This window comes from Mycobacterium sp. (assembly GCF_025933915.1).
Lineage (GTDB): Bacteria > Actinomycetota > Actinomycetes > Mycobacteriales > Mycobacteriaceae > Mycobacterium.
In genome coordinates, this window is the sequence record NZ_JAICZA010000194.1 from 1 (window position 1) to 7,438 (window position 7,438).

Here is a 7,438-nt window from a genome sequence, read left to right on the forward strand (position 1 = left end):
CGAGAACCTGTCCGACCACACGGTCGCGCTGCTCGGACGAGGCCTCCGGCGGCAGCCGCAATGCGGCGGCGTACGTCAAGGCCTGTTCGACGGTGAGCCGCCGGTGCAGCTGGTCGTCGCGCGCGACTATCCCGATGCGGGGGCGCATGGACCGCGGCTCGGCGTGCACGTCGTGTCCATCGACGGTGGCGCGCCCGGAGCTGGGCGCTCTGGTGCCGGCCAGCAAGGCCAGCAGCGCGGAATTGCGTGCGGCGGATGGTCCGATGACGGCGGTCATGGTGCCGGGAGGTGCCGTGAACGAGATACCCGACAGCATCTGCTGCCCGTCGACGGCAAGGCCCAGCTGGTGGGCCGTCACTCCGGTGGTGCGCGCCGCGGTTCGCAGCGGCGGGCTAAAGGTCGTGTTGGCTTCGTCGGTGCGGAGGGAGGGGCGCTGGGCGCGCAGCTTCGAGGTGATCATCCGCTCGATCAGGCCCGGACCCTTTGGTGGCTCGCCGGGTGCGACGGGCGGGTGCATCGGTCCAACGGGTGGCTGAACGGGAGGAGCCGCCGCGGCGGGTGGCGGCGGTGCCGGCGGATTCGGCGGGACTGGTCGCTGGGCAGCCGCTGGTGGCGGCGCAACCACGGGCATGCGCTGGGTGGCACTTTGGGTGGGAACCCGCGGGTCGGGGTGGCCTGGCGGGGGGTTTCCCGGCGGGGCGGGCGCGGGTGCGACCTGGAAAGCCAGGCGCGGACCGTGCTGGGGATCTCCGATGGTGATCGCCAGGCCGTCGCGGATCTCGACCGTCGGCACCCGGAATCCGTCGAGGAAGATGCCGCGGTGGCTCAGATCGATGGCCACCCACTGGGCTCCGCTGAACCGCAGCACCACGTCCGGGTGGGGCGCCGACGGCCGCGCCGAAGGACCCCCGAGACCCTCCAGCGGGATGTCGTAACCCGGGCCGTAGCCGACGATCACGTCGCGTCCCGGCGCGAAGACATACCTGCTCGGTCCGGCCCACACGGTCAGCGGGGAGGCCGGAAGGGCCGAAGCCTCAATCGGCATGGCCGCCACCTTTCGTCACCGGTCGGCTCGATTGGTCTCGCCTTCAGGCGCCGGTCGCCCGTTCGACTACGTGTTTACCCGTGCCCGGGGTCCACTCACCAGGATTGCGACGTTCACAGCGGGTTACGACGGCCCGCGAGCGAGGTCGCAAGGGAGGCATCGTCGAGCATCCGGCGCAACACGTCGACCGCTTGCATCAGCACCTGACGGTCGCCGGAGTCGAGCAGCGCCAGCTGGGGTTCGATCGCGGCGGCACGGTCGGCCCGGACCGCGTTGAGCGTGCGCCTGCCGTCAGAGGTGATGCGGATCCGGACCGCGCGGGCGTCGCCCGGGTCGACCGCGCGGGTGACCAGGCCCGCTTCCTCGAGGCGGCGCACCTGCGTGGTCATCGTCGGTTGCGAACAGTGATCGACGGCGGCGAGGTCACCGATTCGGGCTTCGCCGTGAACTTCGACGGTGGCCAGCAGCCTCGCCTGCGCTGCCGGTAACGGCATCTGGATGCGCTGGGTGGCCAGGCGGTTGAGCCGCGCGACCACGGCGAGCAGATCGGCTCCCAGTCCCTGCCCTTCCTTGAGCTTTGCGGTGTCGACGACATTGTCCATGTATCCATGGTTGCATAGCTTTGCTAAGCGAGGCCGAATTGGCGGCGTGTTTCAGACATTTGCGGACCACGCGATGTAATAGCGAGAGTTGGCATCGCGGCCTGGCAGAATCGGTCAAGTGACTAACCCTCGCCCCGGCCGTTTGCGCCATCGGGGTGGACCCCTACGACCGCCCGAATTGGCGCAGGCCTCGGTCATGGGAGCGCTTTGTGCGGTGATCGCCATCATCGCAACGGTCATCCCATTTGCTCAGGGGTTGGCCTTACTGGGGACGGTGCCGATGGCGCTGGTGGCCTACCGCTACCGCTTTCGAGTACTCATCGCCGCCACGGTTGCCGCCGGGATGATTACTTTTTTGATTGCTGGACTGGGCAGTTTCGTGGCGGTCCTCAACTGCGCCTACATCGGCGGGTTGACCGGATTGATCAAACGCCATCGGCGGGGCGTACCAACCGTGGTCGTCTCGTCCTTTGTCGCCGGAGTCGCCGTCGCCGGCGTCACCGTCGGGATGCTGGTGGTCCTAACTCGGTTGCGGCACCTGATCTTTCAGGTGATGACCGCGAACGTGGACGGCGTCACCGCCTTCTTGACGCGAGTTCACCTGCAAGCGGTTGCCGCTGATGTGCAGCGGGTCTTTGCCTATGCGCTGCACTACTGGCCGTGGTTGATGCTCGGCTACGGCACCTACGGAGTGATGATCTCTTCGTTGATCGGTTGGTGGGTGCTTTCGCGTCTGTTGGAACGGATGCACAGCATTCCCGACGTGCACAAACTGGATACTTCAGACGGCGCTGAAGCTTCCGATGCCCCGATCGGCCCCGTGCCCGTGAGTTTGGACCACGTGCGTTTTCGGTACCCCGGCGCCGACGAAGATGCATTACGTGAGATCAGCTTGGACCTCCGGGTGGGGGAACATGTCGCGGTTGTCGGCGCCAACGGCTCCGGGAAGACAACCCTGACGCTGATCTTGGCGGGACGCGAGCCGACGTCGGGCACCGTGCGCCGCCCCGGCGCCGTGGGTATCGGCAGGGTGGGCGGCACGGCACTTGTGCTTCAACATCCGCAAACCCAAGTCCTGGGCACTCGGGTCGCCGATGATGTGGTCTGGGGTTTGCCGCCGGGCACCGCGGTCGATGTGGACCGGTTGCTGCGCGAAGTCGGCCTTGAAGGGCTCGCCGAACGCGACACCGGAAGTCTGTCGGGTGGGGAACTGCAGCGTCTTGCGCTAGCAGCGGCACTGGCGCGAGAACCATCGCTGTTGATCGCCGACGAGTTCACCAGCATGATCGACCAGCAGGGCCGCGAACTCCTGCTGGACGCGCTGTCCGGTCTACCCGAGCGACACCAGACGGCCCTAGTGCACATCACGCATTTCGATAACGAGGCCGCATCCGCGGATCGCACAATCAACCTCAGCGACTCGTTCGATGACACCAGCATGGTCACGACCGTCGCCGCGCCGGCGCCGACGCTCACCGTCAATCCCCGCTCGAACATGCCGGTCATCGAAGTGATCGGCGTGGGGCACGAGTACAACAGAGGGACGCCGTGGGCGAAAACCGCGCTGCGCGATATCAACTTCGTGGTGGAGCAGGGCGACGGGCTTCTGATTCACGGAGGCAATGGCTCGGGCAAGTCCACACTGGCGTGGATCATGGCTGGGTTGACGGTGCCCACCACCGGCACCTGCCTTATCGACGGCGAGCCCGCCCACAGACATGTCGGCGCGGTGGCATTGTCGTTCCAGGCCGCCCGATTGCAGTTGATGAGAAGCCACGTCGACCTGGAATTGGCATCCGTGGCAGGCTTTTCGCACCGAGATGACGACCGCGTGGCCGCGGCACTGGAAGCAGTCGGACTGGACCCCACACTGGCGAGGCGGCGCATCGATCAGCTCAGCGGCGGACAGATGCGCCGCGTGGTCTTGGCCGGTCTGTTGGCGTGTTCACCCCGCGTGTTGATTCTCGATGAGCCCCTGGCCGGGCTGGATGCCGGCAGCCAACGCGGTTTGCTGCGAGTGCTGGCGGATCTGCGTTATCGGCGCGGTCTGACACTGGTGGTCATTTCGCACGACTTCGTCGGGCTGGATGAGGTTTGTCCGCGGACCATCCATTTGCGTAAAGGCCTGCTGGAAGCGGTGTCTGCCACCGCCGCGGCGAGGGGGCCGGCGTGACGACAACATCCACCGCGGCGTCCAATGCGAACCGGCGCACTACCAGATCGGTTGTGTTGTTGGTCCCGGTGCCCGGAGGCTCGGCCATCCACAACTTATGGGCCGGTACCAAACTTCTGGTGGTCTTCGGTGTTTCGGTGCTGCTGACGCTATATCCGGGGTGGGTGACGATCGGGTTGGTCGCGGCACTGTTGGCGGCGGCAGTCCGGATTGCCCATATTCCACGTGGTGCATTGCCGTCGATTCCGCGGTGGCTGTGGGCCCTTCTCGCGGTGGGCTTCATAACTGCCGCACTCGCCGGCGGCGAGCCCACGATACCGATAGGAGGAGTCCACGTCGGGCTCGGTGGAGCGCTGCACTTTCTGCGGATCACCACCCTATCGGTGGTACTGCTGGGGCTGGGGGCGATGGTGTCTTGGACTACTAACGTCGCCGAAATCGCGCCCGCCCTAGCGGCATTGGGCCGACCTCTTAGACTGCTGCGCATTCCGATTGACGAATGGGCGGTGGCCTTGGCTCTGGCGTTGCGCGCCTTCCCGATGTTGATTGACGAATTCCAAGTGCTCTACGCCGCTCGCCTGTTGCGGCCCAACCGGGCACCGCAAACTCGCAAGGGCCGGGTCCGGCAGCAGAGCCGAGGCCTAATCGACCTGATGGCAGCGGCGCTAGTTGTGACTCTGCGCCGCGCTGACGAAATGGGCGATGCGATCACCGCCCGAGGCGGAACCGGCCAACTATCCGCCAGCCCGGCGCGACCGAAGCTGGCAGACTGGCTGGCACTTGCCATCGCTCTCCTGGTCGGCGCTACGGGAGTAGCGGTCGAGACCCTGATATTGCACTCAAGCTAGGCGAGTCGGTGTGAGCCCTTCGCGCAGCGTGAGCGGATGACCGACATCCGGCGCACGCGCATCATCGCGGCCGAACGTACCCTGGGTCGCTTCCTCGCACGACAGTCCGACGCGCTGCTCGCCGGGCTCGCGAATCGATTGGAGAACGGTCGTGTCTGATCGCCCCGATGTCATCGTCATCATGACGGACGAAGAACGCGCGGTGCCGCCGTACGAGGCGCCCGACGTGCTGGCGTGGCGCGACCGAACGCTGGCCGGTCGCAAATGGTTTGAGGATCACGGCGTCAGTTTCGTCCGTCACTACACCGGGTCGCTGGCCTGCGTGCCCAGTCGCCCAACGATTTTCACCGGGCAGTACCCCGACCTACACGGGGTCACCCAGACCGACGGCATCGGAAAAGCCGCTGATGATTCCCGCATGCGGTGGCTGCGCCAGGGCGAGGTGCCGACGCTGGGCAACTGGTTCCGCGTGGCGGGATACGACACCCACTACGACGGCAAATGGCACATTTCGCATGCCGACCTCACCGACCCGGCGACCGGGCATCCGTTGGCTACCAACGACGATGACGGGAACGTCGACCCCGCCGCGGTGGGCCGCTACCTGCAAGCCGACCCGCTCGGACCGTTCGGTTTCTCCGGATGGGTTGGCCCGGAGCCGCACGGGGCGGCCTTGGCCAACGCCGGCATTCGCCGCGACCCGCTGATCGCCGATCGCGTCGTCGCCTGGCTCACCGACCGCTACGCGCGCCGTCGCGCCGGCGACCCCGAAGCGCTGCGCCCGTTTCTCCTGGTGGCCAGCTTCGTGAATCCCCATGACATCGTGCTCTTTCCGGCATGGTCACGGCGGGGCCCCGTGAAGCCGTCGCCACTAGACCCACCGCCGATCCCGCCGGCCCCGACCGCCGATGAAGACCTGTCCACCAAGCCGGCCGCCCAAATCGCCTTCCGCGAGGCGTATTACTCCGGGTACGGCCCGGCGCGGGCAATCAACCGGACGTACGAACGCAACGCGCAACGCTACCGCGACCTGTACTACCGATTGCATGCCGAGGCGGACGGACCGATCGACCGAGTCCGACGGGCCGTCACCGAATCCGGTTCGCAGAACGCGGTGTTGGTGCGCACGGCCGATCACGGCGATCTCCTCGGAGCTCACGGCGGGCTTCATCAAAAATGGTTCAACCTCTACGACGAGGCCACCCGCGTTCCCTTCGTCATCGCGCGTACCGGCGAGCGCTCGACGCGGCGCCGGGCGATCACGGCGCCGACATCGCATGTGGACCTCGTCCCCACGCTACTGGCGGCAGCCGGTGTCGACGTGGCGGCGGCCGCGGCCACGCTGGCAGGGTCGTTTTCCGAAGTGCACGAGCTGCCGGGCCGCAACCTCATGCCCATTGTGGACGGCGCTGGGGCCGACGAGACCCGGGCCGTCTACCTGATGACCCGCGACAACGTGCTCGAGGGAGACAGCGGGGCGTCCGGTCTGGGACGGCAACTGAAGCAGACGGTCAATCCTCCCGCGCCACTGCGTATTCGGGTTCCGGCGGACACCGCATCCAATTTCGAGGGACTGGTGGTCCACGTCGACGACACGGCCGGCGGCGGCGGGCACCTGTGGAAGCTGGTGCGCACCTTCGACGATCCCGGCACCTGGACCGAACCCGGGGTGCGCCACCTGGCGGCCAGCGGGCTCGGGGGAGAGACGTACCGCACGTCGCCGCTCGACGACCAGTGGGAGCTGTATGACCTGACCGCGGACCCGATCGAAGCAACCAACCGTTGGACCGACCCGCACCTGCACGACCTGCGCCAGCACCTGCGTGCCCAACTCAAACACGTCCGGGCCCAATCGGTTCCCGAGCGAAACAATCCCTGGCCGTACGCCTCTCGCCGTTCACGGCCGGCACGCCCGCGGCGGTCCCGCCTGGCGCGGCTGCTTCGGCGACGCTGACCAAACCGGCGACAGGAGGGGCAATTGCCAGCCAGGTCGATCAGCCTGAAACAGCAGCTGCTGCGGCGGCGCCCGGTGGTGGGGATGCATGTCGCACCCGGGGCGGCTGAGCGCCTCAAGCGCGGCATCGGCACCTTTCAGCTGACCATGTTCGGGGTCGGCTCGACGATCGGCACCGGCATCTTCTTCGTCATGTCCGTGGCTGTCCCTGAAGCCGGCCCGGCAGTCATCGTCTCCTTCCTTCTCGCGGGCCTCGCGGCCGGTCTCGCCGCCGTCTGCTACGCCGAATTGGCCTCGGCGGTGCCGGTTTCGGGTTCGTCGTATTCGTACGCCTACACCACGCTCGGCGAGGTGGTGGCGATCGGTGTGGCGGCCTGCCTGCTGCTGGAATACGGGGTGGCGACCGCCGCGGTGGCGGTCAACTGGAGCGGCTACCTGAACAAGCTGCTGAGCAACCTCATGGGATTCCAACTGCCGCACGCCGTGTCGGCTGCGCCGTGGGATGCACAACCCGGCTATTTCAATCTGCCGGCGATCGCGCTGATCGCGATGTGCGCGCTGCTGCTCATCCGCGGCGCCAGCGAATCGGCGAAGGTCAACGCGGTCATGGTCATGATCAAACTGGGTGTGCTCGTCGTGTTCGTGATCGTCGCCTTCACCGCGTTCGATGCGCACCATCTAGAGGACTTCGCGCCGTTCGGCGCCGCGGGCATCGGGTCGGCGGCCGGCACTATCTTCTTCTCCTACATCGGCCTCGACGCCGTGTCCACCGCGGGCGACGAGGTGAAAGACCCGCAGAAGACCATGCCGCGCGCG

General features: G+C 67.0%; 7 protein-coding genes. 5 read left to right on the forward strand and 2 right to left on the reverse strand.

Annotated elements, in window-relative coordinates; translation table 11 throughout:
* On the reverse strand, positions 1–1,045 hold a 1,045-nt coding region (locus tag Q0W90_RS21685; RefSeq protein WP_297776514.1), incomplete at its 3' end, for an ATP-binding cassette domain-containing protein.
* Between the two features lie 113 nt (positions 1,046–1,158).
* Positions 1,159–1,647 (reverse strand): MarR family transcriptional regulator, encoded by a 489-nt coding sequence (locus Q0W90_RS21690; RefSeq protein WP_297595062.1) that lies wholly within the window; start codon positions 1,645–1,647, stop codon positions 1,159–1,161.
* Between the two features lie 196 nt (positions 1,648–1,843).
* Here Q0W90_RS21690 and Q0W90_RS21695 point away from each other — a divergent pair, with 196 nt between their 5' ends.
* The 5 genes from Q0W90_RS21695 to Q0W90_RS21715 form a co-directional block, all read left to right on the forward strand.
* Entirely contained in the window at positions 1,844–3,820 is a 1,977-nt protein-coding gene (locus Q0W90_RS21695; protein WP_297595063.1) for a DUF2232 domain-containing protein, read from the forward strand.
* On the forward strand, positions 3,817–4,668 hold the full coding sequence (locus Q0W90_RS21700) for an energy-coupling factor transporter transmembrane protein EcfT (protein WP_297595064.1): 852 nt from the start codon (positions 3,817–3,819) through the stop codon (positions 4,666–4,668). Before Q0W90_RS21695 ends, Q0W90_RS21700 begins: the two co-directional genes overlap by 4 nt.
* 36 nt (positions 4,669–4,704) lie before the next feature.
* Positions 4,705–4,827, forward strand: coding sequence for a hypothetical protein (locus tag Q0W90_RS21705; RefSeq protein WP_297595065.1), 123 nt, complete (start codon positions 4,705–4,707; stop codon positions 4,825–4,827).
* Complete coding sequence (locus Q0W90_RS21710; protein WP_297697437.1) at positions 4,820–6,622, forward strand: sulfatase-like hydrolase/transferase; 1,803 nt, start codon at positions 4,820–4,822, stop codon at positions 6,620–6,622. The genes Q0W90_RS21705 and Q0W90_RS21710 overlap by 8 nt, the downstream gene beginning before the upstream one ends.
* A 24-nt stretch (positions 6,623–6,646) precedes the next feature.
* Positions 6,647–7,438: amino acid permease (locus tag Q0W90_RS21715; RefSeq protein ID WP_297776519.1), on the forward strand; the 792-nt coding region annotated here is incomplete at its 3' end.

What these genes read in the sequence shown, in the direction of transcription:
- Q0W90_RS21690 (WP_297595062.1), bottom strand. Translation starts at nt 1,647, where the DNA reads ATGGACAATGTCGTCGACACCGCAAAGCTCAAGGAAGGGCAGGGACTG.
- Q0W90_RS21705 (WP_297595065.1), top strand. Translation starts at nt 4,705, where the DNA reads ATGACCGACATCCGGCGCACGCGCATCATCGCGGCCGAACGTACCCTG.
- Q0W90_RS21695 (WP_297595063.1), top strand. Translation starts at nt 1,844, where the DNA reads ATGGGAGCGCTTTGTGCGGTGATCGCCATCATCGCAACGGTCATCCCA.